Raw genomic sequence first — 23,600 nt, forward strand, 5'->3', positions numbered from 1 at the left:
TTCGTCACCGCTGCATCGTGAACACAGTCCGCGCCCGCCCCGCATCGTTCTGCCAATGCATCGCCAGCTCAGCCAGCGGAACCGCCTGCGTCGCTATCTCCATACGAGCCGGCAACGCGGCATGCAGTACTTCGCTTACTGCATGCATCAAACGTTCAAAAGGAACGCTGCCGATGCCGCTCCCAAGCAGGCTGATCGCTGACGCGCGCAGCACGGCACCCGGCAATTCGAGGCTCGCGCCGCCAATCGAGCCGATCTGCACGAAGCGCATCGGGTAGCCGTCGGGCAGCGAGCGAGCCGCGCACGTCAGCAACGTTTGCGCACTCGACCCCCACAAGTAGTCGAGCACCACATCGACGCCTTCGCGAAAATGCGGCTCGACCGCGCGATGCAGCGCCGCGTCGTCCTGATCGAGCGAAACGACACGGTCGGCACCAAGCGCCTTCAACTCGCTGAGCGTCTGCCGATGACGCCCCGTCGCGATCACGTTCGCCGCGCCCAGGTGCTTCGCAATCTGCACTGCGAGTCGTCCCGACGCGCCCGTCGCTCCATTGATGAGCACCGTCTCGCCGGCCACGAACTTCGCGCGTTCGGTAAGTGCCGCCCACGACGACATGCCCGGAATCGCCATCGCTGCGGCGGTAACGGGATCGAATGTCTCGGGAATGGCGAAGCATTGCGCTTCCGGCACGAGGGCTCGCTGCGCGAGCCCGCCCGATGGTTCTTTCGGCCCGAAGAAATAGACACGCGTACCGTCTTCACGACGGCCAACGCCGTCAATGCCTGCGACAAACGGAAAACGTCCCGTCGACGAATAATGCGCGCCAGACGCCTTCGCACGCGTGACGTGGCTCAACGCCGAGGCTTCAACATCGATCAGCACGTGACCCGCTTCCGTCACTGGCGCATCGAACTCGGCATAGACAGGCATCTGTCCCGCTTGCGTGACGACGGCTGCTTTCATGATTGCACCTCAACGGACGGCACATGCGCCATCTGCGTATCGATCCACGCGCGCAGTTCGCAGTCGCGAATGGCGAGCACCTCGAAAAGCCCGGTTGCGCGCAACGCGGGCAAAGCATCGACGATATCGGCGGCGGCCTGCGCGCGCGCCGTCTCGCTCGCCTGGGCATCGCTCCACACGCGCGCATTCGCAAGAAACGCCGCGACGGTGCCCTTGCGGATCGTCGTGCCGCCTACGTCGATATGATCGGCGTGGTCGGGAAGAAGCTGTTCGGCTCGCATCGACTGAACTCCTCGTAGTGGTGATGCGGCCAGTCTAGGTCTGCAGGATCGGCCCGTCTCAGGTATAAAGGCCATTCGATACGGTTTTCCGGCCATGACTACTCCGCTGATTCGTCCTGAACTCGTCCTGTCGTCGGACGGGCCTTTTCTGGCTGCCGCCGAACTCACACAACGCGAGTCTCGCGCGACGTCGTCGCACAGCCATCCGCGTGGGCAGTTGATGGGCGCGCTGAGCGGCCTCGTCTCCGTCGGCGTGAATCGTCAGCAATGGGTCGTGCCCGCGATTCACGCGATCTGGATTCCACCGCACTGCGAGCATTCGGTACGCTCGCACGGGCCGTTCTCGGGGTGGAGTGTGTTCATCGCGGAGCAACGCTGCGCGGCGCTGCCGCCCGAGCCTCGCGCGATCCGCACGACGCCGCTGCTGCGCGCCGCCGTCAGCCGCGCGGCAGGCTGGGACGGCACGCAACTCGACGCGCAGCAGACCCGCATCGCGGACGTGATACTCGATGAGCTGGCGGCATCGAAAGCCGAATCGCTCGGACTGCCCGCGCCTGAAGACGCGCGGCTCGCGCGTATCACAGATGCGCTGGCCCGCGACCTGTCCGATTCCCGCCGTCTTGAAGAATGGGCCGAATGGGCCGGGCTTTCGCCGCGCACGTTGAGCCGAAGGTTCACCGCCGAGACAGGAATGAGTTTCGCGCAGTGGCGCGCGCAGGCGCGATTGCTGCGCGCGCTGGAACTCGTCGCCGAAGGCGTCAGCGTGACGACCATCGCGCTCGAACTGGGTTACGACAACGTGAGCGCGTTCATCGACATGTTCAAACGGGCGACGGGCACCACGCCGGGACGCTATGTGGCAGCGAAGCCGGCACTCACCGACGACGAAGCCAGGCCGTAACTAGAACGGATACACCATCGGCTTATCCATGGCACTCACCCATTGCGTCTGGGTGAATTCATGCAGGTTCGCCGGCCCGCCGAACCTTCCGCCATTCCCCGACGCGCCCATTCCGCCGAACGGCACCTGAAACTCGTTGTTAACCGTCTGATCGTTGATATGCACCATGCCCGCGCGTATCCGCGACGACAGCGCGAGACCTCGCGACATCGAGCGCGTATGCACGGCAGCCGCGAGTCCATATTCCGATGCATTGACGAGGGCGACGGCTTCGTCGTCGGTATCGAACACGGTGACCGGTGCGACGGGACCGAAGATTTCCTCAGTGAATGCGGGCATGCCGGGCGTCACGCCGGACAACACGGTCGGCTCATAGAACAGACGCTGATACTGCCCGCCCGCCAGCAGCGTCGCGCCCAATTCAACGCTCTTCTTGACGATTCCATCGATACGGTCGCGTTGCTTCTGATTGATGAGCGGCCCCAGGTGCACCTGCTCGCGGTATGGGTTGCCCACTTGCAGCTTCTTCGCGCGCTCGGCGAGATTCGCGGCGTACGCTTGCGCCAACGAGCGATGCACGAGATGCCGCCCCGTCTGCATGCAGATCTGACCTTGATGAAGGAACGAACCCCATGCGCCATTCGATGCAGCGGCATCGACGTCGGCATCGTCGAGCACGACGATCGCATTGTTGCCGCCCAGTTCCAGCGCGACCTTCTTCAGCATCTGCCCGCACACCTGGCCAATCGACCGGCCCACGGCCGTCGATCCGGTGAACGAGATCATGCCCACTTTCGGATGCCGCACCAGCGCATCGCCTGTCGCCGGGCCGCCTGGAATCACGTGGAAGACGCCCGTGGGCAAGCCCGCGTCCTCGAATACTTCCGCCAGCAGCAGACCGCCTGCAACGGCACTTTGCGGATCGGGCTTCAAGACGACCGCGTTGCCGACAGCGAGCGCGGGCGCAACTGATCGCATCGAGAGAAGAATCGGAAAATTCCACGGCGCGATCACGCCGACGACGCCAATCGGCACATGCCGGCAGAAGTTCAATCGGCCCGGCATCGCCGAAGGGTAAAGCTCGCCGTCGGGTTGCATCGTCATCGCGGCGGCCATTAGCAGCTGTTCATACGTCGCGTGCAATTCCCACTCGGCTTTGGCACGCGTGGAGCCGCACTCGCGTATGTTCCAGTCGTTGATCTGTGGCGCCCGCTCTTTCAGCAGTCGCGCCGCTTCCCGCAAAATTGCGGCTCGCTGATCGAACGGCGTCGATGCCCACGCATGCTGGGCCACGCATGCCGCGTTAGCCGCGCTGTCGATGTCTTCCGGAAGGCCCACGCCGATCCGCGCGAGCGTTTCGCCCGTCGACGGTTCGATCACGTCGGCGGTACCGCCTGCGGCGCTCGCCCATCCGTTCGAAAAAATACGTCCTTCCCACTTACGCGTCTGATCGACGTTAGTCATGCATCGTCTCCGAAAATAGTTGAATCGCTTTACTCAGCGGGCGCGGCCAGCGTTTGCGCATCGCTGGCGAGCGCCTTGCCGCTACGGGAAATGAGCAGGACCGCAACCGCTGCCACCACACCGGGAATCGCAAAGACCATGAAGCTGAAACTGATTGCAAAGCGCTCGTTCAACAGGTAGCCGCCCAACGCAGGCCCAGCAACGGCGCCCAGCCTGCCTGCCGCAGCTGCCCAGCCCACACCTGTCGACCGTATCGCGGACGGATAGTGCTGCGCGGCGAATGCGTGCACGATGCACAGCGTGCCGATCGTCGTCGCACCCGCACACATGAGCAGCACGTTGAGAACGAGCGGGCTCTGTTTGTATCCCAGCAGATCGATCGACAAGGCCGCGACAACGAAGAACAGAAACAAGGTCGGCTTGCCGCCGTAACGATCCGCGAGCCAGCCGCTGAACAGGCCACCCAGAATCGCGCCGACGTTGAGCGTGATGAGGAACGTCAGACTCGAACCGATCGAGTAGCCGTTCGCCGACATCAGCTTCGGTAGCCACGTATTGAGGCCGTAGACCATCAGCATGCACATGCCGAACGCGATCCATAGAAGCAGCGTGTCGGCGGCCCGGCCTTGCGTGAACAGTTCGACAGTGCGAGAGCGTTGCGGCCGATGGTCATGCTCGCCGGCCAGTGCCGCGAGACCCGATGCCGTACCGCGATATTCCGGCGCAAACCGCTTCAGGATCGGTTCCGCCTGCGCATGGCGGCCATTCGCCAGCAGATAGCTGAGCGACTCGGGCAGCCAGCGGTAAAGCAGAGGAAACGTCAGCAGCGGCAGCCCTGCGATCAGAAAGTTTGCCCGCCATCCAAACGACGGCGTGACGATCTTGCCCGACACTGCTGCAATCACGCCGCCGACCGAAAAGAAACTCAGCATGAGCGTGACCATGATGTTGCGCTTGCTGCGCGGCGACATCTCCGTCATCAGCGCGACGATATTCGGCACCATGCCGCCCAGGCCGACGCCCGTCAAAAAGCGGCATACCGTGAACTGGCTGGCGTTCTCGCAGAAACCATTGCCTAGCGCGGCAACACCGAACACGATCAGACACGTGAGAATGACGCGCCTGCGCCCGAACCGGTCGGATGAACTGCCGAGCGTCAATGCGCCGATCATCATGCCGAACAGCGCGCTGCTGCCGATGATCCCCGCCGTGACGGGCGAAAGCTGCCATTCGCTCATCAACTGGGACAGCACGGAACCGTAGATGACAAGGTCGTATCCATCGAACAGCATCAACATCGAACACCAGAACAGGATCATCAGGTGAAACCGGTTCAGGCGTATGTCCTCCAGCGCATCATCGACGATGTTCCGGCTCATGTTTTGTCTCCATGTGTTGAAAATTGAAATGGCGCTCTTTCTGGCGCATTGATTCGGATACCGAAATGCTTTACTGTCATCCGCACCATTCGGTGCGGCAGAACTTCAATCAAACGAGAAAGCGCTTCACCTCGTCTTCTTTCCAGACGATTCCTGCGCCCGGCACATCGCCGAAATGCGCCATGCCGTCCTTGAAGCTGAGAACCGGCTCAAGAATGGGCGCAGCTACATCCATGCGCTCCAGCCAGTGACAGGTCGGGCTGACGGCCAGCAGATGCGCGCTGAACTCCTGAAAGATGTGGCTGGACATCGGCAGGCCGTGTTGCTCCGCGAGCGCGCTGGCTCGCAGCCAACCCGTCACGCCGCCGATCTTCATGATGTCCGGCATGCACAGATCGCACGCGCCGGCGGCAATCGCCTTGGTCATGTCTTCCGGGCCGAACCAGTTTTCGCCCATTTGCACCGGCGCGTGTAACGCATCGCGTATCGCCGCGTGGCCGGTGTGATCGTGCTGAAGCGTGGGCTCTTCGATCCAGGCTACGCCTTCCTGTTCGATCACGCGGCCACGGCGCATCGCTTCCGGCACAGTGAGCCCCTGGTTGTAATCGACCATGATCTGAACGTTATCGCCGACGACTTCCCGAATCGCGCGCACGACCTTCACGTCATGATCGAGCGTCGGATAGCCGATCTTTGTCTTGATCGCCTTGAAGCCGGCCTCGACGGCATCGTGAGCGCGCTTCTGCGCGAGTTCGACGTCGTCCATGCCGTGGCTGTCGTAGGCTGCAATCGGACGGGCCGTGCCGCCGAGCAGCGTCACGAGCGGCACGTCATGCAATTTCGCTTTAGCGTCCCACGCGGCCATGTCGATGCCCGCTGTCGCCATCCGCAAAAGGCCCGTATGGCCGATCAGTCTGAACTTCGACTGCATCAGGCGATCGATTTCGTACGGCGCAACGGGCATCCCCCTGATCAGCACCGCCAGTTCCTCAACCATGCGTTGCACAGGTTTCAGCGCCAGCGGCGTGTACGTGAACAGGTATGCGCAACCTGTGACGCTTGCGTTTGTGATCAGGTCGATCAGTACGAGCGGCGCGGTGTCGACCGTGCCGACCGCCGTTCTGATCGGGTAGTGCAGCGGAACGTTGACGGCCCGCGCGCGCAGATCGGTGATACGGATATCGTTCATGATTCGATGCAAGCGTGAGTGTTGGTTCGCAGCGTAGTCTTTTCGATGGACGCGTGCGTCCACAGATAATCTCGCGACAGCCGGTTGATGTCGGCGCAGCCGATCTGCGCGAGCGTCGTGTCGATCTCGCTCTTCATGATCGACAACACAGACTCCACGCCCTGCTCGCCGTGAGCCGCGAGGCCGTACAGCGTCGCCCTGCCGAGCAGCACCGCTTTCGCGCCCGTTGCAACGGCTTTCACGACATCCGAACCGCGACGGATTCCGCTATCGATCAACACAGGCGCAGCGACGCGCGATGCCGTCTCGCCCAGCGCTTCGAACGGCGCGATCGCGCTATCCAGTTGACGGCCGCCGTGATTCGACAGGATCACGCCGTCCGCGCCGAGCGCGATGCAGCGCTGCGCATCGTCGGCACGGCTGATGCCCTTGATCAGCAACTTATGCGGCCACAGATCGCGCAACCATTGCAGGTCTTCCCATGCAAAGCTCGCGTCCATCTGACGGCTCATCAGCGCCGCCTGCAATTCCGTGTCCTTGACGTCCGCACTGGCGAAGTTCGCCAGTTGCGGCATGCCGTGCCGCACCAGATCGAACGACCAGCGCGGATGCAGCGCGCCGTCCAGGATCGTGCGCAGGCTGTATTGCATCGGCATGCCGAAGCCGTTCCTCATGTCGCGCTCGCGCTTGCCGTTGACGCCGACGTCGGTGGTCAGAATCAGCGTCGTATATCCCGCGTTCAGCGCGCGCTTGACCAGCAGTTCCGCCAGCTTGCGATGCACGACGTAAAGCTGAAACCACAGTTCGCCCGTCGCGGCCTTCGCGACGCGCTCGATCGAAGCCGTCGATGCCGTCGACAGCGCGAAAGGAATGCCGAACTTTCCCGCCGCGCGCGCAAGCGCGAGATCGCCATCGTGCCAGAAGATGCCGTTCAGTCCCGTCGGCGCGATCACGAGCGGCGCTGTGATCGGCTTGCCGAACAGCGACGTCTGCAAGTTGCGCTGGCTGACATCGACGAGACGCCGTGGCTGAAACCTCACAGCGTGATAGACATCGCGATTGTGTTTCAATCCGAGTTCGTCTTCCGCGCCACCTTCCAGATAATCGAACACGATCTTCGGAAGCCGCTTCTTTGCGAGCGCGCGAAAGTCCGCGATGTTCACTGGCTTGCTCATTGCACAGTCCTCCGCATCTTCAAGTGCGCGTCTCGACCTCGATGAGCATCGGCTTGTTGCTCGCGAGTGCCTGTCGCAATGCACGCGTCAGCGATTCGCTGGAGTCCGCGCGCAGCGCATCGACGCCATAGCCTCGCGCCAACGCGCAGAAGTCGAGACCCGGCACATCGAGACCCGGCACGTTTTCCACCTGCAGCACGCCCGCAAACCAGCGCAGCGCGCCGTATGTGCCGTTCTTCATGATGATGAAGATGGCGGGGATGTTGTATTGCGCAGCGGTCCAGAGCGCCTGGATGCCGTAATTCGCCGAGCCGTCGCCGATCACGCCGATCACGCGCCGTTCCGGCTTCGCCAGTTGAATGCCGACGGCTGCAGGCAGCGCGAAACCGAGGCCACCCGCCGCGGCGAAGTAATAGCTGCCCTGCTCCGTCATACGAAGACGTTGCCACAGCGTGCCCGTCGTGGAAGTCGATTCGTTCACGTAGATCGCATCGCGCGGCGCCATGTCGTCGAGAATGTCGAACACGCGTTCGGGCGTAAGCGGGCCGGATTCTTCGCGAGCGGGTTCGGGACGCCGCATCGCCGCAGGCAGGGGCCGCGCGCTCTGCGATACGCGCCCGGCAAGCGCGCGCAAGGTCTGCGCGATATCGGCGATGAGCGCGTCGCCCATCGGCGCGCGCGTGGCTTCGTTGATGTCGCAGGTGATCGCGATCAGGCGCGTGCCTTTCGGCAAATACTCGCCCGGCTCGTACTGGTGATACCGGAACACGGGCGCGCCGACCACGAGCACGACATCGTGACCTTCCAGCAACCGGCTGATGCTTGCGATGCCCGCCGGCAGCAAGCCGCGAAAACATGCGTGCGTAGTCGGAAACGAGCAGCGCGGCGCGGACGGCGCCATCCACACGGGCATCGACAGCTTTTCCGCGAGCGTCACGGCAAAGCTGTTGGCATCCGCCGCATCCACGTCCGGGCCAACAATCATCGCCGGATTTTTTGCCTGCTCCAGCGTGCTGACGAGCGACGCGAGCGTCTCGTCAGAAGGCAGGCCCGCCAGTTCGACGCGGCGTCCGGCGAGATGCTCGACGCCCGGCCCCGCTTCCTGTTTCCAGTCGTCGTAGGGCACGGACAGATACACGGGCCCTTTGGCGGGCGTCGCCGATGTGTGGATTGCGCGGCTCAATGCGAGCGGCACTTCCTGCGCGCAGGCGGGCTCGCAACTCCATTTGACGAGCGGACGCGGCAGGCTCGGCGCATCGACATTCGCGAGCAGCGCTTCGACGCCGACCATGGTTCGCACCTGCTGCCCTGCCGTGACGACGAGCGGCGTGTGGGAATTCCACGCGTTCGCCAGCGCGCCCATTGCATTGCCCGTACCGGCAGCGGAATGCAGATTGACGAGCGCAGGCTTGCCCGTCGCCTGCGCGTAGCCGTCGGCCATGCCGACCACGGCGCCTTCGTGCAACCCGAGGATGTAGCGGAAATCAGTGGGAAAGTCCTGCAGAAACGGCAGCTCGTTCGAGCCGGGATTTCCAAAGAACGTCGTCAATCCTTGTTCGCGAAGGATTTCATAGCATGCCTGGTGAACTGTTTTCATAGCCAATATTCCTGATCAACAGGCTCATGCTAGGCAGCGAAGCTCGATAAATCCAATCATCGTTTTTTTGTTCTTATAATAGAACGTGTCTATATTCCCCCCTCCGACGTGACCACAGACCTCAACCTGATCCGGACATTCGTCGCGATCTACGAGACCCGGAGTGTCAGCGCCGCAGCAAGGCGGCTGAGCATCACGCAGCCCTCCGTCAGCTATTCGCTGAACCGTCTGCGCGACCTGCTGCAAGACCCGCTTTTCACGCGCACACGCGACGGCATGGTGCCGACCTTCAACGCGACGCAACTGTTCAATGCATTCAAGAGCGCGCTCGACAGCATCGAAACGGCAATATCGACGACACGTCAGTTCGACCCAACGGGTTCGAACCGCTGCTTCCGGCTCGCGCTCTCGGATCTCGGCGAACTGCATTTCCTGCCGTTTCTCGTGCGCGAGCTTCAGGCCATCGCGCCTTCGGTGGAACTGGAGATCGTGCAGATCGACAGCGAGCGGATCACTGAATGGCTGCAAACGGGCAGCGTCGATGCGGTGGTAGGTAATCTGCAATTCGTCGGCGGGCAGGTGCGCAAAAAGGCGCTATTCACCGAGAGCTATTCGTGTTTGCTCAGCCCGACGCATCCTTCGATTGGCAACGCGATGACACTCGCGGACTATGTATCGGCAAATCACGTGGTGGTCGCGCCGTTCACGGGACACCATCTCGTCGAGGACGTGATGGGCAGCATGGGACTGACCCGCAAGATTTCGCTGCGCGTGCCGCATTTCACGAGCCTTGTCGCGGTGATTGCTACGACCGATCTGGTGCTCACGCTGCCGACGCGTATCGCGCGTTCATTCGCAAGCGACGGCAGAATGCGTGTGTTACCGCTGCCGCTGGAGATACCGCCGTTCGAGGTGAATCTGTACTGGTATCCGCACGCCGAAGATTCGGCCGCGCAGCAGTGGTTCTGCGACACGATCGCGCAGTGCCTGAGCGACGTCTGAAGCGCAAGCGCCGCTTTCAGTACGCGTAACCGCTTATCACGCGCCTGACCGTTTCCAGCGACTCGCGCAGCACATCGAGTTCGACGGAACCCAACGCGAGGCGGACCGCATGCGGCACATGGTGCGAGGTCGCATAGGGCTCGGCCGTCGACACCGAAATGCGCTCGCGCATGAGCGCCGCCGCAACCTGGTCAGCGCGCACTTCTTCCGACAACGGCAGCCAGACGAAATACGACGACGGGTGACGAACGCAATTCAGGCCCGCGAGAATCTCGGCGGCCATGGCTTGCCGGATCTTCGCGTCGCGGCGTTTCTCCGCTTCCAGCCGCTTGACGGTGCCATCCTCGAGCCACGCGCACGCGATCGACGTCATCACGCCGGGCGTATTCCACGTCGTCGCCCTGATGATCCGCTCGATGGCTTGCATCGATTCAGCGGACGCCACGACAAAACCCACGCGCAGCCCCGTAGCGACGCTCTTCGAAAAACCGGACACGTACACGGTCGTTTCCGGCGCGAGCGCGGCAAGCGGCGCGGGCGGCTTGTCGGCGAGGAAGGCGTACGCGGCGTCTTCGACAATCAGTAGCCCATGCCGGCGCGCAATCGACACAAGTTGCTTGCGCCATTGCGCACTCGTCACCCAACTGAGCGGATTGTGCAGCGTCGGCATCACGTAGACGGCGCGCACGCGTCGCGTCCTGCACAAGCGTTCGAGCGCGTCGAGGTCGAACCCTTGCCCGTCCGCCGGGATCGGTGCCAGTTCGAGGCGACACGCCTCGGCCAGCACCCTGAAACCCGGATACGTCAACGTGTCCACTGCGACCACGTCGCCAGGGCTTAGCAGCGCCATCACGGTCGACGCCAGGCCCGCTTGCGCGCCGTTCACGAGCGACACCTGTTCCCAGCCGACTTCGAGCCCCCGGCTCGCGAGATGACGCGCTACGGCCGCACGTTCGTGCTGGCGTCCGCCATGCGGCTGATAGCGCAGCAGACTTTCCAGATCGCCGGACGCAGCAAGCTGGCGCAACGCGCCGCGCAACAGATCGGCCTGACCCGGCAGCGCCGGATAGTTGAAGTTGAGGTCGACCATGCCCGCCGCGAGCGCGAACTGATCGATGCCTTGTCTAGGCCGCAGCGAAATTTCCCGCACGAACGTGCCACGTCCCGTCTCTCCGCTGACGAGACCCATCGCCGCGAGCTCGGCGTAGACCCGCGTCGCCGTGACGAGCGCGAGGCCACGCTCGGACGCGAGCTGCCGATGCGTCGGCAGGCGCGTGCCGGCGCGCAAGCGTCCCGAGCGGATATCCGCGGCAAGCGTGTCGACAAGCTCCTTGTACCGGGGCTGAGCCATATGCAGATGTATCCATGACAATTATTTGATTGTAATGGTATCTGCGCTTAGCATCTCTTCACCACATTCATCGGCGGGCGGACATCATGCACATCGCGATTCTCACTTTCGAAGGCTTCAACGAACTCGATTCGCTGATTGCGCTCGGCATTCTCAACCGGATCAAGAAGCCGGACTGGCGCGTGTCGATTGCGACGCCGCATGCGCGCGTGAAGTCGATGAACGGCGTGGTGATCGAAGGGCAGATCGCGCTGCACGAGGCGAATGCTGCGGATGCAGTTATTGTTGGCAGCGGCATGTTGACGCGCAACGTCGTTGCCGATCAGACGTTGATGGCGCAGATGCAATTCGACCCGTCGCGCCAACTGCTCGGCGCGCAGTGTTCCGGCACACTCGTGCTGGCGAAGCTCGGGCTGCTCAATGGCGTACCCGCCTGTACGGACCTGACCACGAAGCCATGGGTCGAGGAAGCCGGCGTGGACGTGCTCAATCAGCCGTTCGTCGCGCGAGGCAACGTCGCGACTGCGGGCGGGTGTCTTGCGTCCCAGTATCTGGCCGCGTGGGTCATTGCGCGATTCGAAGGCGTCGATGCAGCCGCGAGCGCGATGCACTACGTCGCGCCTGTCGGCGAAAAGGAAGAGTACGTTGCGCGCGCGATGCGCAATATCACGCCTTTTCTGCAAGAGACGAGCGCGGCCATTTAAGCGCCGCACTTTTAAACCGTTTGCCGCTTCTCTGTTATCGAAATCGCGACACGATTCCCACGCGATGCGACATGGGAAAAGGTACGAAAAAGCCACCAAAAAATATTTATCGAATCCAGCGTCATATCCGCTCAAGCCGCCCCGATATCGGCCGACAACCAACGTAATCAACGATGCGCATTGCTTCGTCTTTAGCGCACCGCAAGTCGATATCGGTTGGTAGTTCGTCATTGGGGCAGAGGTCATTTTGAAGCTTACGGATTCGATCGCATTCAAATTCAGCGCGGCATCGGGCGCCGCGCTCGCAGTCACGGTTCTACTTCTCACGACGGTCGGCGCGTTGAACGTGCGTCATCAGGCTGTCGACGAGTTCGAGCAGTCCAGTCACGCAAGAATCGTCCAGGCCGACGAATCGCTCGATGTGAGCTTCAAGGAGGTCGAACAGAACCTCACGTATCTGACGCAAACGGCGCAACTGAAAGCCGCCGACCAGAGCATCACCGACTATCTGAACCACGGCGGCCAGATGACGCCGGACAAGAACGGCGAAGTCGAGAAGTCGATCTTCGCGTTGCTCAAGCAGTTCGGCGACACGCATCCCAACATGCGCTATCTCGACATCGGCACGCATTGGGGCGGCTATGTGCAATGGCCGATCGAAAGCCTGAACGGCGAGCACTACGATCCGCGCGTCAGGCCGTGGTATCAACTGGCGATGACGGCGCCCGATCGTGTCGTGCGGCCCGCGCCTTATCTGAGCGCGGCCGGTTCCGGCGGCGCGATCATTCCGTTCGCGCGCGTCGTGAAGGACAGCAAGGACGAGATTCTCGGCGTGCTCGAAGGCGACATCTCGCTCGACGACTTCGCGCGACTCACCAGCGGGATCCAGTTCGGCAAGACTGGCTATCTGCTCGTCACGGACAGCAGCGGAAAAATTCTGATCGATCCGCGCGAGAAGAAACACGAGTTCAAGGAACTCAAGGGCCTGGGCGGCGGATACGAACAGCTGTCCAATGGCAGCGATGGGCTCGTTCGCATCCAGATGGACGGCGTCGAGTATCAGTCGTTCATCTACGCGTCGCCGAAGAACGGCTGGAAGTACTACGCGCTCGTGCCCGAATCGGAAATGATGGCGGCCGCCAACCGGCTCACGTGGACGCTGATCGGGATGGGGCTGCTGGTGCTCGTGGTCGCCGTGCTCATCATGATTGCATTGGGTCGCCGGATAACTGATCCCATTCGCAATCTTGCCAACTCGATGCACGAAATCGCATCCGGCGACGGCGACATGACGCGGCGTCTGCCTCAACTCAGCAACGACGAAGTGGGCCATCTCGCGAAGCAGTTCAACGCATTCGTCGAAAAGCTGCATGGCGTTTTGCTTAAGGTGAGGACGAACAGCCGTCACCTCGAACTCGCTGCCGGTGAAGTGTCAGCGGGCAATCTCGATCTGTCGTCGAGAACCGAACAACAGGCGGCGTCGATCCAGCAAACGGCGGCCAGCATGGAAGAACTGGCGGGCACGGTGCGCGGCACGGCCGATCAGGCGACGACGGCCAACGCCGTCGCTGCGGGCGCCGTGGATGTGGCGCGGCGCGGCAACGAGGCCGTTGCGGGCGCGGCGAAGACGATGAACATCGCCGTCGAGCAATCGGGGCGCATCGTCGGCATTGTGGGGATGATCGAGGGCATCGCGTTCCAGACCAACATCCTGGCGTTGAATGCCGCTGTCGAATCGGCGCGCGCGGGCGAGAGCGGTCGTGGGTTTGCCGTCGTCGCCGCCGAAGTGCGCAACCTGGCGCAGCGTTCGACCAGCGCGGCAAAAGAGATCAAGGGATTGTTGGAGGCGTCCGTCGGCAATGTCGAGGCGGGTGCCGAACAGGTCAACCTCGCGGGCAAGACAATCGCCGAACTGACGGATGCCGTTTCCAACCTCGCCACCATTACCAGCGAAATCGCGGATTCCGCACGCGAGCAAAGCCGCGCGATTGGCGAAGTGAATCAGGCGGTGTCGCTGATGGACCAGTCGACGCAGCAGAACGCAGCGCTGGTGGAGGAGATTGCCGCCACGTCCGAATCGCTCAGCACGCAAGGCAAGGATCTGAACGCGACGGTTGGGTTCTTCAAGCTCGGTGCTTGAGGCGCGCAACAGTTAGCAGCAAAGCGGCCCGAGCCTAATCGCCGCTTTGCTGCGACGCCGAGACGAGATACATGCGTAGGAGTTGACGCATTTCGGCGAGCAGCGCCGCTCGCACCGAAGATTCCTCGTCGGCGATGCCGACGACGGCCTTCAGCATATGGATCAGCACCACCGACATCACCTTCGCCTTCGCGGCGGGCAACGCGGGAATCGCTTCACACAGGATATCCGCCACACCGCCGCGCATGACCTTGCGAAAGCGCTTGCGTTCGTCCACGCTTCCGCCGCGTGCATCCATCAACGCGATCGCGAAACTGCGCTGCGACCGTAGCAGAAGCATCATATCGACGAATGCGTCGGCCACACGCTCCAGCGTCATGCCGGGTACCTGTTGTTTCAGTTCGGTCAGCCCGTTCTTCACGTGCTGCGCGTATTGCAGCAGCAGTGCATCGGCAAGCGCCTCCTTGGTCGGAAAGAAGCGATACAGCGAGCCGATCGCCGTTCCCGAACGCGCCGCGATCTCAGTCATCGTGGCGGCATCGTAACCCTTCTCCGAAAATACTTCGACGCCCGCGGTCATGATCGCGGCGACGCGCAGCCGCCCTCGTTCGCGTTTGGGTTCGGTGGCGCGCGCCGGGTCGGTTGATGATGTGCTCATAGTCATTACGATTCGACGATATGCGAGGATTTGATAGGCATTCCTCGCATATTATCGCACTCCGTTTGCTATGCGTCTGGCTCCTGTAATTTCGGTGAAGTAAACGGTCAATTGACTTATGAGAGGGTGTCCTCTAGTATGTTTTGAGAGGATATCCTCGCATTTAATCGCCACCGGTCGCATTGCTCATTCGTCATGTTCCAGAAAATGCTCCGCAAGCCTTGCGTGTGGATCGATCGCTCGCCGCCGGCCTTGCAGTGGGCGGCGCTCATCGGCCTGTCGCTTGCGTTCGGCGCCCTACTTTTTTGGCTCGATATTCCGGCCGCCATGTTGATCGGTCCGTTGCTCGCGGGGATCGTGGTCGCTGGTAGCGGTGCAAGGCTGCCGCTCTCGCGGCGCGCGTTCGTGCCCGTCCAGGGGCTGATCGGCTGCATGATCGCGAAAATGCTGCCGTCGTCGGCATCGATGGAACTCGCCGTTCATTGGCCGCTGTTTGCCGCTGGCGTGTTCTCCGTCATTGCGGCAAGCGCCCTGCTTGGGTGGCTGCTGGTCCGCATGGACGTGTTGCCGGGCACAACCGCGTTGTGGGGCGTCAGTCCAGGCGCGGCCACGGTGATGACCTTGATGGCGGAATCGTTTGGCGCGGATGCGCAGCTGGTCGCTGTCATGCAGTACCTCCGGGTGCTGATCGTGGCCACCGTCGCGTCCGTTCTCGCCCGGATCGTCGGGGCAAGCGGGCCCCACGCGGCGCCCGTCGTCACGTGGTTCGCGCCCATTGCGACATTGCCGCTCGTCCAGACGCTTGCGCTCGCGCTAGTCGGATCGCTCGTTGGGCAGCGCTTGCGCATTCCGCTCGGACCCATGCTCGTCACGATCGTTGCGGGCGTATTGCTCGCGCATCACGGCTGGCTCACGATCGAACTGCCGCGCTGGCTGCTCGCCATCGCCTACGCGTTCGTAGGCTGGCGCATCGGCCTGAGATTTACCCGGCCGCTGCTCGCGCATGCGATGAAGGCGTTGCCTCGTCTGATCGCGTGCTCGGTCGCGTTGATCGCGATTTGCGCGGGCATCGGCGGCGCGCTCGTCGTGACGGCGGGTATCGATCCGCTGACCGCGTATCTGGCGACGAGTCCCGGCGGCGCGGATTCAGTGGCGATCATCGCCGCATCGAGCAACGTCGACGTGCGCTTCGTCATGGCGATGCAGATGGCCCGCTTCGTCGCCGTGCTCTTGATCGGACCGGCGGCAGCACGCTTCATTGCGAAACGCGTGCATTCGAAAACCGACGAATCCGGGCGTTCATAAAGCGACGCCTTTTCACACCCCACGCAAGAGGTAAAACCATGCAGCAAGTCTGGCTCTTTTTCGCCGGGGCGCTTTTGTGCAATAGCGTCCCGCATCTGTCTTCCGGCCTGCAAGGACATCCGTTTCCCACGCCATTTGCCAAACCGCACGGCGTCGGCGACTCGTCGCCTCTGGTGAATATCCTGTGGGGATTCGTGAATCTTGCGCTGGCGCTAGTGATCACCTCGCATCACTGGGACGCGGATCGCATCGTTCCGGATGCCACGGTCATGCTGCTGGGCGCGCTCGCGATCGGGATTTTTCTTTCGCTTCACTTCGGCAAGGTGCAACGGGACAAACGCGCGGCCTGACGCCGAACGCCATTGTTCTCGGGCGCGCAACCACCGTTCTCGTTTCGAGAAGTATCAATTGACCTGGCGAGGGATTCTGCTGCGAAGGCAGCGTCCCTAGACTTTGCATCAAGTGATCGGGATGTCCCAGTCACATCTGACCAAAGGAAACCGCCATGAAGCTCTACTACCACCCGTTGTCCGGCCACTCGCACCGCGCCCGCCTGTTCCTGTCGCTGCTCGGCATCGAGCATCAATCGATTCAGGTCGATCTCGCCGCTGCCGAGCACAAATCCGCCGAATTTCTGAAGCTCAACCGCTTCGGCCAGGTCCCGGTTCTCGTCGACGGCGACACCACGATCGCCGACTCCAACGCGATTCTGGTGTACATCGCCCGCAAGTTCGGCAAGACCGACTGGCTGCCGCAAACGCCCGCGCTGGAAGCCGCCGTGCAGCGCTGGCTGTCCGTGGCCGCCGGCGAGATCGCCTTCGGCCCGGCCGCCGCGCGACTGATCACCGTGTTCGGCGCAAAATACAACGCCGAAGAGCTGATTGCCCGCGCGCATCGCATCCTCAAGCTGATCGACGAAGAGCTGGCCGGGCGTGAGTTCATCGCGCAACCGCATCCGACGGTCGCCGATGTCGCGCTGTACAGCTACATCGCGCGTGCGCCGGAAGGTAACGTCGACCTGTCGTTCTACCCGAACGTCAACGCGTGGTTGCGCCGCATCGAGGCGCTGCCTGGCTTCGTCGAGTTCCAGAAAACGCCTGTCGGCCTCGCCGCCAACAGCTGAGCGCGTCAGTGAGCGGGAAGCCCAACGCGTGGCTTTCCCGGCTTTACGCCCGGAGGCAAATCATGAGCACGGTATCGACGGATAAAGGGTCGCCCTGGCATGCAGGCGAACTGGCGCTGCAAGAGAAAGTCGGTGTGGCGGCGAAGATGCAGGAACTCGGCCGCCGGGTGGTTCGCGACTACATGCCCGATCAGCACCGCACTTTCTACAGACAATTGCCGTTCATCGTGGCCGGCGCAGTGGCTGACGACGGTGACGTATGGGCAACACTCGTTGCCGGTCAGCCGGGCTTCATGCAGTCGCCGACCGAGAAGATTCTGCACATGCACGTTGCCGCCGACCCGCAAGATCCCGCATCCGGCGGCATTCACGAAGGCGCGGCAATCGGTCTGCTCGGGATCGAGCTGGACACGCGCCGCCGCAATCGCTTGAACGGTCTGTTGCGTGGTGCGACGTCGCAAGGTTTCGACGTCGAGGTCATACAGAGCTTCGGCAATTGCCCGCAATATATCCAGGCTCGTGATTTCGAATTCATCCGCGATCCCGGTATGTTTTCCGATATCGCGCCCACGGAGTTCGACGGCCTGACCGGTCACGCCCGCGCGATGATCGAAGCAGCGGACACGCTGTTTGTCGCGTCCTATGTAGGCGAAGGCGAGCAACGCCAGGTCGACGTGTCGCATCGCGGCGGCAAGGCGGGCTTCGTGCGTATCGGTGACGACGGCCGCCTGACCATTCCCGATTTCGCGGGCAACCTCTTCTTTGCTACGCTCGGCAACTTCCTCGTCAATCCGCGCGCGGGGCTCATCTTCGCCGACTTCGAAACGGGCGACGTCCTGCAATTGACGGGCGACGCGACCGTCGATCTCGACTCGCCCGAGATCGCCGCGTTTCAGGGCGCGGAGCGGCTGTGGCATTTCACGCCGCGACGCATCGTCTATCGCAAGGGCGCGCTGCCGCTGCGATGGAAATTTCGGGCCAATGGCTGGTCGCCGAACTCGCTGATGACAGGCAGCTGGGACGAAGTGACAAGCCGCCTGAAGGCCGCCGAACTAGCGAATGCATGGCGGCCGTTCAAGGTGACGAATGTCGTCGATGAAAGCTCGGTGATCCGTTCGTTTCATCTCGAACCTGTGGACGGCGCGGGGCTCATTCCACATATCGCGGGTCAGCATCTGCCTGTCCGCGTCATGCTGCCCGGTCACGATAAGCCTGTGATCCGAACCTATACGCTGTCGACGGCACCCGCCGATGGCCTCTATCGGATCAGCGTAAAACGCGAGGGACTCGTGTCGTCGCATCTTCATGACACGCTGCACATCGGCAGCATCATCGAAGCGCGTGCGCCCGCTGGCCAGTTCACGATCGATGCCGCCGAGCGCCGTCCCTCCGTGCTGCTCGCCGCCGGCGTCGGCATCACGCCGATGCTCGCGATGCTCAGGCACATCGTCTACGAAGGGCTGCGCACGCGGCGCGTACGCCCGACGTGGTTCTTCCATTCGGCGAGATCGCTGAAAGAGCGCGCGTTCAGCCGTGAGATCGAAACGCTCGCGGTATCCGCGAAAGGCGCGGTGAACGTGGTGCGCGCATTGAGTCACACCGACGGTGCACGGGAAGGCAAGGACTTCGACGTGGAAGGCCGGATCGATGTCGCGCTGCTGTGCGACACGCTGCCCTTCAACGACTACGACTTCTATCTTTGCGGACCGTCAGCGTTCATGCAGTCCATGTACGATGGCTTGCGCAATCTCAACGTCGCGGACAAGCGCATTCATGCCGAGGCGTTTGGGCCGTCCGGGCTGCAACGCAGGAAGGATGCTGCAGCCGTCACAGGTCCCGCTCGCGTCGCGGCGGAGCAGCCGGTCCCCATCGCGTTCGTCAAGTCGGGAAAGGAAGCGCGCTGGAATCCGGACAGCGGTACGTTGCTGGAGCTTGCGGAAGCACGCGGACTGAATCCTGAATTCGGTTGCCGCGGCGGCAGTTGCGGCACGTGCCGCACGCGCATCGTGGAGGGCGCGGTGGCGTACACCATTACGCCGGAATTCACCGTGCCGGACAACGAAGCCTTGATCTGTTGCGCCGTGCCCGCCAATGCGGAGACGGGCGGCGGCGACCGTCTGCTGCTCGATCTGTGAGGCAGGTCGTGCGCGGAGGGCTGCGAAACGCTGTTATGCTTGACGCTCGCTTGCCTGTCGACGCCCGGCAGGCGTCCTCTATCCCCTTCCCGTTCATCTCCTCAGACATGGACAGGCTCCAGGCAATGAACACCTTCGTGACCGTGGTCGAGACGGAAGGCTTCGCGTCCGCGGCGCGCAAGCTCAACGTGTCGCCGTCGGTCATCAGCCGGGTGATGAACGAGCTCGAAGAACACCTTGGCGTGCGGCTGTTGACCCGCACGACGCGCGTCGTGCGAATGACGGATGCAGGCGCCACGTTCTTCGAGGATTGTCGCCGCATCCTCTCGGAAATCGAGGTGGCCGAGCTTTCCGCTGCCGGTGCGAACACCACGCCGCGCGGCCAGTTGACCGTGACGGCACCTGTCCTGTTCGGAAAGATGTATGTGACGCCCATCGCTCACGACTATCTGACGCGCTATCCGGCCGTCAATCTGAATTGCTGGTTTCTGGATCGCATCGTGAATCTCGTCGACGAAGGGGCGGATGTCGCGATCCGCATCGGCGATCTGCCGAGTTCATCGTTGCAGGCGATTGCTGTTGGCAAGGTGCGCCGCATGCTGTGCGCTTCGCCCGCTTATCTGGACGCGCACGGCGTGCCGCAGCATCCCGACGATCTCGCGTCTCACGTGACCATCCAGGCGACAGGCCTCACGTCCGCGCCCGAATGGCGCTTCCGCGTGGACAACAAGCCGCTGACGGTGCCAATCCAGCCGCGTCTCGTGACCACCACGAATGATTCGGCGATCTCGGCGGCATTGGCGGGGCTAGGCATCGTGCGTCTGTTGTCGTATCAGATCGCGCAGGAACTGGCGGACGGTACGCTGCGCGCCGTGTTGGCCGATTACGAGCTAGCTACCTTGCCCGTACATGTCGTCCATCGCGAAGGCAAGCATGCGAATCAGAAAGTGCGCGCATTTCTCGACCTCGCAATCGAAACGCTCAGGGCGAAGGCTTCGCTCTGGCATGCGTAGATCGCGCCGCCCGGCTGATTCATGAAACGTACGATGCCCCATTCCGCACACAACACGCAGCTCGCAACGAGAGAGCATACGCAGTATGGCTATGTCGACGGCGCGGGTATCGAAGTGCTTCATGCCCGCTTCGAGCACCATCGGTTTGCTACGCATGCGCACGACACGTGGGCTATCGGCGCGGTGCTACGCGGCGCAAAGGACTCGATGACCAGCGCGCGGCAACCGTCGATCGTCAATGCCGGCGAGGTGTACGCGATCCCACCGCACGTCGCGCATGCGGGCATGTCCATCGGCAATCATGGATGCGAATACGTGATGCTCTATGTGCCCGATGCCGAATGGCAATTGCAGTGCGATATTCACAGTGTTTCGCCGCACGCGTTTTCGCAGCCCGTGAAGATGCGCCGTGCGATGGCTCCGTTCGTGCAGTTCGCTGCGCTGTCGATGCAAAGCTCGCACATGTCATCGACATGGCCCGATGAATGGGCGCTGTTGTGCGAAGCGGTGCTGGGTTCGATGAACGATCGCGATGCGTCTGCACAGTCGTCTTCGATAGTCGCCGACAAACGTCTGCGCGACGTGCAGGCCTACTTGCAGGCATTTTCCGGCCGTAACGTGCCGCTCGACGAACTGGCGCGCGAGGCGTCGCTATCGGCGTCAGAGTTGTGCCGTCGCTTTACTGCTGCGTTTGGGTTGAGTCCACATCGTTACCAGCTCGTGCTGCGCCTGAAGACCGCAAAGCACTTGTTGCTGGATGGCGTGACGCCTTCCGCCGCAGCCGCCGCAACCGGCTTCGCGGATCAAAGCCACCTCGGACGCCACTTCAAGGCCGTGTTCGGCGTGACACCTGGCGCCGTGGCGCGGCGAAACAGCGCAAGAACGTTCTAGATCGCATCCTGCGCGACGCATAAGGTAGTGCCTTGCACATTGCCCGAGAGCACTTTTCTATGCACACCGCGACCACACCGCCTCGCATCTCCACCTTTCAGGATTCGTTCACCGACGAGGTGGTCGGCTTGATCCTGCATATCCAGAATGACGAGAGCAAGGTCGGTATATCGATCGAGGATCAGCCCGAGCTTCTCGATATCAATCGATACTTCATCGCGAATGGCGGTGGCTTCTGGATTGCACTCGACCAGCAAGGACATGTGGTCGGCACAATCGCCCTGCAGATCGAGACGGCAACGGTTGCCGTGCTGAAGAAGTTCTTTGTGTCGGCAGCGTGGAGAGGCGCGGGGATGGGATGCGCGTCGCGCCTTTACGAAACGCTGTTGGCGCATGCAAGGCTCAAAGGCATCGAAACGATCCTGCTCGATACCCCTTCCGTTTCGACGCGCTCACATGCATTTTATCGACGTCAGGGGTTTCAGCAGATCGCGGCTGGAGAATTGCCCGTCAAGTACGCTTACCCCGATCGGGATTCGTTACTGTTCAGGCTGGAACTTGCCTGAAATCAAAACCGGTAATTCACCGATGCAAGCGTATTGAGTTCGCTTCGACGCTCGGTGATCGGGCTCGCGGCGGCGTAGTGCTGCAAACGTCCAAGCGTCACCGCAATTGAGGCGGCCCAGTGCTTCGAAATGTCGTAGCTGACGTAGCCGTTCAGATGCACGTCACGAATGCCTGCGCCCGTGTTGTACGCAGGTAGTCCCGACGCTGCGCTCTGCTGGCTCGACACACCAAAGAACGTTCGCGTGTACTCCGCATCCGCCCAGGTAAAGCCGGGACCCATCGAAAACAGCCAGCCTCCAACAGGCAGCGACGCGTAAAGGTCGGTGACCACGGTCTTGCCCTGACCATGCCCGGCGATGTCCTGATACATCGCCACGGACCCGGTGAACATCCACACCGTGTAGTCAGCGAAGAGCTTCAGTTTCGGACCGCCGTCGACGTTACCCAGCCCGTGCAGATGCGGATCGTCCTTTTCCTGGCGCGACTGGAAATCGAAGCTCAGCGCTGCACCGACGTGATAGTCCTCGCTGCGCAGCACGTTCAGCCCCAGCACGTCGGGACCTTGCGAAAACACGCGATCGTCGTAAGAGATGTCGAGCGCGGGATAGGGAAACACACGCAGTTCACGCGAGCCGGGGTACAGCGGCGTGATGACGACACCCGGCCCGATGCCGATCTTCCATTTGCTGGCGGGCTTTGCTGTCGCGTCGCTTTGCTGCGAAGTTGACGAAGTTGACGAAGAGGACGACGGGGACGAAGAGGAAGGCGGCGCCTCGTCAGCCCATGCTCCCGCTGTGTGGAGCGTCAACGTCATTGCCGCCGCCAGCGTAGCGGCGCGTCTTGCCGCGATGAAGGAACTCGACTTCGCCATCACGCGCGACCTTTGCCCATCGCTGCCAGTTGCCGCAACCGGCGGGCAAGCGCCTTCGACACCACGGGCTTTCCGCCCGCATCGCCCGTACGGCTCGCGATTTCGCTTTCGCGCAGGAACAGCGCGGTCTCCCGCGCGACGATCTCGCGCTCGTTGTCGGATGTAATCATGTGATACGAATCGTCGAGCCAGATGGTGCGCAAGAACGTCGATCCAATCGACGAAGACACGAAGCGTGGATTGCGCGGACTCGATGTTTCATCGTCGATTGCGTGAATGATCAGGCAGTCGTTGCGGATCGCGCGCACTTGCGAGCGCACGCTCGCCGCGAGCCGGCTGGCTTCGTGCAGCGCGGGCAGCGAGATCGTCGATGGGCCGACTTCGCTGAAGTCGTCGCGTTCCATCGCGCGCGCGATCTTGGCCCGCAGTGCGTCGTTGCGCAGCCCGTACGGCGCCGATTCGCGATAGCGGTAGCGCGAACGCAACGGCGAGTAGTACGCCCAGTTCAGCAAGAAGCGATACCACGGAATCGCCCAGCCGTCGTACGCGAGCGTAAGCGACAGCAGCGCGACGGCCTGTGCCTGCGGGCGACGATGCACGAGCGAGAGCGAGAGCGCCGCGCCGATCGAAAGGCCGCAGATCGACACGCGCTCGTAGCGCGCGGCAAGCGCATCGTATTCGCGTGTCGCCGCGTCGAGCCAGTGCTCCATCGCCTGCTCTTTCGAACCCGCCGTGTAGCCATTGAGCACGGGCACGCAGGTCGTAAAGCCTTCGTCGCTCAGAAAGCGCGCGAGGTAGCGCAATTCCAGCGGCGAGCTGGATAGACCATGCAACATCAGCACGGCATGGCCGTCGCCTTCGTTGAAGATCGTTCGGACAGAGGTTTTCAT

General features: G+C 62.4%; 22 protein-coding genes. 11 read left to right on the plus strand and 11 right to left on the minus strand.

Annotation, left to right across the window (positions count from 1 at the left end):
• Positions 1–4: 4 nt before the first annotated feature.
• Positions 5–964 (minus strand): quinone oxidoreductase family protein, encoded by a 960-nt coding sequence (locus C2L64_RS43685; RefSeq protein ID WP_009771488.1) that lies wholly within the window; start codon positions 962–964, stop codon positions 5–7.
• On the minus strand, positions 961–1,245 hold the full coding sequence (locus tag C2L64_RS43690; protein WP_009771487.1) for a hypothetical protein: 285 nt from the start codon (positions 1,243–1,245) through the stop codon (positions 961–963). Before C2L64_RS43690 ends, C2L64_RS43685 begins: the two co-directional genes overlap by 4 nt.
• A 94-nt stretch (positions 1,246–1,339) precedes the next feature.
• Between C2L64_RS43690 and C2L64_RS43695 the strand changes: the two genes are divergently transcribed.
• The gene (locus C2L64_RS43695; protein WP_009771486.1) at positions 1,340–2,146 is read left to right on the plus strand and encodes an AraC family transcriptional regulator; all 807 of its coding nucleotides are present in this window, start codon (positions 1,340–1,342) and stop codon (positions 2,144–2,146) included.
• On the opposite strand, the gene C2L64_RS43700 is transcribed toward C2L64_RS43695, so the two are convergent.
• The 5 genes from C2L64_RS43700 to mdlC form a co-directional block, all read right to left on the minus strand.
• Positions 2,147–3,610: a benzaldehyde dehydrogenase gene (locus C2L64_RS43700; RefSeq protein WP_086908494.1), complete on the minus strand. Its 1,464-nt coding sequence runs from the start codon at positions 3,608–3,610 to the stop codon at positions 2,147–2,149.
• Between the two features lie 29 nt (positions 3,611–3,639).
• Positions 3,640–4,989, minus strand: coding sequence for an MFS transporter (locus tag C2L64_RS43705; protein ID WP_009771485.1), 1,350 nt, complete (start codon positions 4,987–4,989; stop codon positions 3,640–3,642).
• 109 nt (positions 4,990–5,098) lie between these two features.
• On the minus strand, positions 5,099–6,178 hold the full coding sequence (locus C2L64_RS43710; RefSeq protein WP_009771484.1) for an enolase C-terminal domain-like protein: 1,080 nt from the start codon (positions 6,176–6,178) through the stop codon (positions 5,099–5,101).
• Positions 6,175–7,353: an alpha-hydroxy-acid oxidizing protein gene (locus tag C2L64_RS43715; RefSeq protein WP_009771483.1), complete on the minus strand. Its 1,179-nt coding sequence runs from the start codon at positions 7,351–7,353 to the stop codon at positions 6,175–6,177. Before C2L64_RS43715 ends, C2L64_RS43710 begins: the two co-directional genes overlap by 4 nt.
• Positions 7,354–7,372: 19 nt before the next feature.
• The gene (gene mdlC / locus C2L64_RS43720; protein WP_009771482.1) at positions 7,373–8,950 is read right to left on the minus strand and encodes a benzoylformate decarboxylase; all 1,578 of its coding nucleotides are present in this window, start codon (positions 8,948–8,950) and stop codon (positions 7,373–7,375) included.
• 108 nt (positions 8,951–9,058) lie between these two features.
• Here mdlC and C2L64_RS43725 point away from each other — a divergent pair, with 108 nt between their 5' ends.
• Positions 9,059–9,952, plus strand: coding sequence for a LysR family transcriptional regulator (locus C2L64_RS43725; RefSeq protein ID WP_009771481.1), 894 nt, complete (start codon positions 9,059–9,061; stop codon positions 9,950–9,952).
• A 16-nt stretch (positions 9,953–9,968) separates the two neighbouring features.
• Here C2L64_RS43725 and C2L64_RS43730 read toward each other — a convergent pair whose 3' ends face one another.
• Positions 9,969–11,303, minus strand: a complete 1,335-nt coding sequence (locus tag C2L64_RS43730; protein WP_009771480.1) for an aminotransferase-like domain-containing protein — start codon at positions 11,301–11,303, stop codon at positions 9,969–9,971.
• Between the two features lie 86 nt (positions 11,304–11,389).
• Between C2L64_RS43730 and C2L64_RS43735 the strand changes: the two genes are divergently transcribed.
• Entirely contained in the window at positions 11,390–12,007 is a 618-nt protein-coding gene (locus C2L64_RS43735) for a DJ-1/PfpI family protein (protein ID WP_009771479.1), read from the plus strand.
• 247 nt (positions 12,008–12,254) lie between these two features.
• Entirely contained in the window at positions 12,255–14,147 is a 1,893-nt protein-coding gene (locus tag C2L64_RS43740; RefSeq protein ID WP_009771478.1) for a methyl-accepting chemotaxis protein, read from the plus strand.
• A gap of 34 nt (positions 14,148–14,181) precedes the next feature.
• Here the strand turns inward: C2L64_RS43740 and C2L64_RS43745 are convergent, their stop codons facing one another.
• Positions 14,182–14,805, minus strand: a complete 624-nt coding sequence (locus C2L64_RS43745; RefSeq protein ID WP_009771477.1) for a TetR/AcrR family transcriptional regulator — start codon at positions 14,803–14,805, stop codon at positions 14,182–14,184.
• Positions 14,806–15,012: 207 nt separating this feature from the next.
• Between C2L64_RS43745 and C2L64_RS43750 the strand changes: the two genes are divergently transcribed.
• The 7 genes from C2L64_RS43750 to C2L64_RS43780 all read left to right on the plus strand — a co-directional run bounded on the left by C2L64_RS43750 (position 15,013) and on the right by C2L64_RS43780 (position 21,838).
• Positions 15,013–16,110 (plus strand): AbrB family transcriptional regulator, encoded by a 1,098-nt coding sequence (locus tag C2L64_RS43750; RefSeq protein ID WP_009771476.1) that lies wholly within the window; start codon positions 15,013–15,015, stop codon positions 16,108–16,110.
• A gap of 38 nt (positions 16,111–16,148) precedes the next feature.
• The gene (locus C2L64_RS43755) at positions 16,149–16,460 is read left to right on the plus strand and encodes a hypothetical protein (RefSeq protein ID WP_009771475.1); all 312 of its coding nucleotides are present in this window, start codon (positions 16,149–16,151) and stop codon (positions 16,458–16,460) included.
• A 155-nt stretch (positions 16,461–16,615) separates the two neighbouring features.
• Complete coding sequence (locus C2L64_RS43760; RefSeq protein ID WP_007731526.1) at positions 16,616–17,233, plus strand: glutathione S-transferase family protein; 618 nt, start codon at positions 16,616–16,618, stop codon at positions 17,231–17,233.
• Positions 17,234–17,295: 62 nt separating this feature from the next.
• On the plus strand, positions 17,296–19,368 hold the full coding sequence (locus C2L64_RS43765; RefSeq protein WP_009771474.1) for a 2Fe-2S iron-sulfur cluster-binding protein: 2,073 nt from the start codon (positions 17,296–17,298) through the stop codon (positions 19,366–19,368).
• 107 nt (positions 19,369–19,475) lie between these two features.
• Positions 19,476–20,381 carry a LysR family transcriptional regulator gene (locus C2L64_RS43770; protein WP_009771473.1) on the plus strand — a complete coding sequence of 302 codons (906 nt, stop codon included), beginning with the start codon at positions 19,476–19,478 and terminating at the stop codon, positions 20,379–20,381.
• 33 nt (positions 20,382–20,414) lie between these two features.
• Entirely contained in the window at positions 20,415–21,272 is an 858-nt protein-coding gene (locus tag C2L64_RS43775; RefSeq protein WP_009771472.1) for a helix-turn-helix domain-containing protein, read from the plus strand.
• A gap of 59 nt (positions 21,273–21,331) precedes the next feature.
• The gene (locus C2L64_RS43780) at positions 21,332–21,838 is read left to right on the plus strand and encodes a GNAT family N-acetyltransferase (RefSeq protein ID WP_009771471.1); all 507 of its coding nucleotides are present in this window, start codon (positions 21,332–21,334) and stop codon (positions 21,836–21,838) included.
• Positions 21,839–21,840: 2 nt separating this feature from the next.
• Here the strand turns inward: C2L64_RS43780 and C2L64_RS43785 are convergent, their stop codons facing one another.
• The gene (locus tag C2L64_RS43785; RefSeq protein ID WP_009771470.1) at positions 21,841–22,710 is read right to left on the minus strand and encodes a MipA/OmpV family protein; all 870 of its coding nucleotides are present in this window, start codon (positions 22,708–22,710) and stop codon (positions 21,841–21,843) included.
• On the minus strand, positions 22,710–23,600 hold the full coding sequence (locus C2L64_RS43790) for an alpha/beta hydrolase (protein WP_009771469.1): 891 nt from the start codon (positions 23,598–23,600) through the stop codon (positions 22,710–22,712). Before C2L64_RS43790 ends, C2L64_RS43785 begins: the two co-directional genes overlap by 1 nt.

Source organism: Paraburkholderia hospita (genome assembly GCF_002902965.1).
GTDB lineage: Bacteria > Pseudomonadota > Gammaproteobacteria > Burkholderiales > Burkholderiaceae > Paraburkholderia > Paraburkholderia hospita.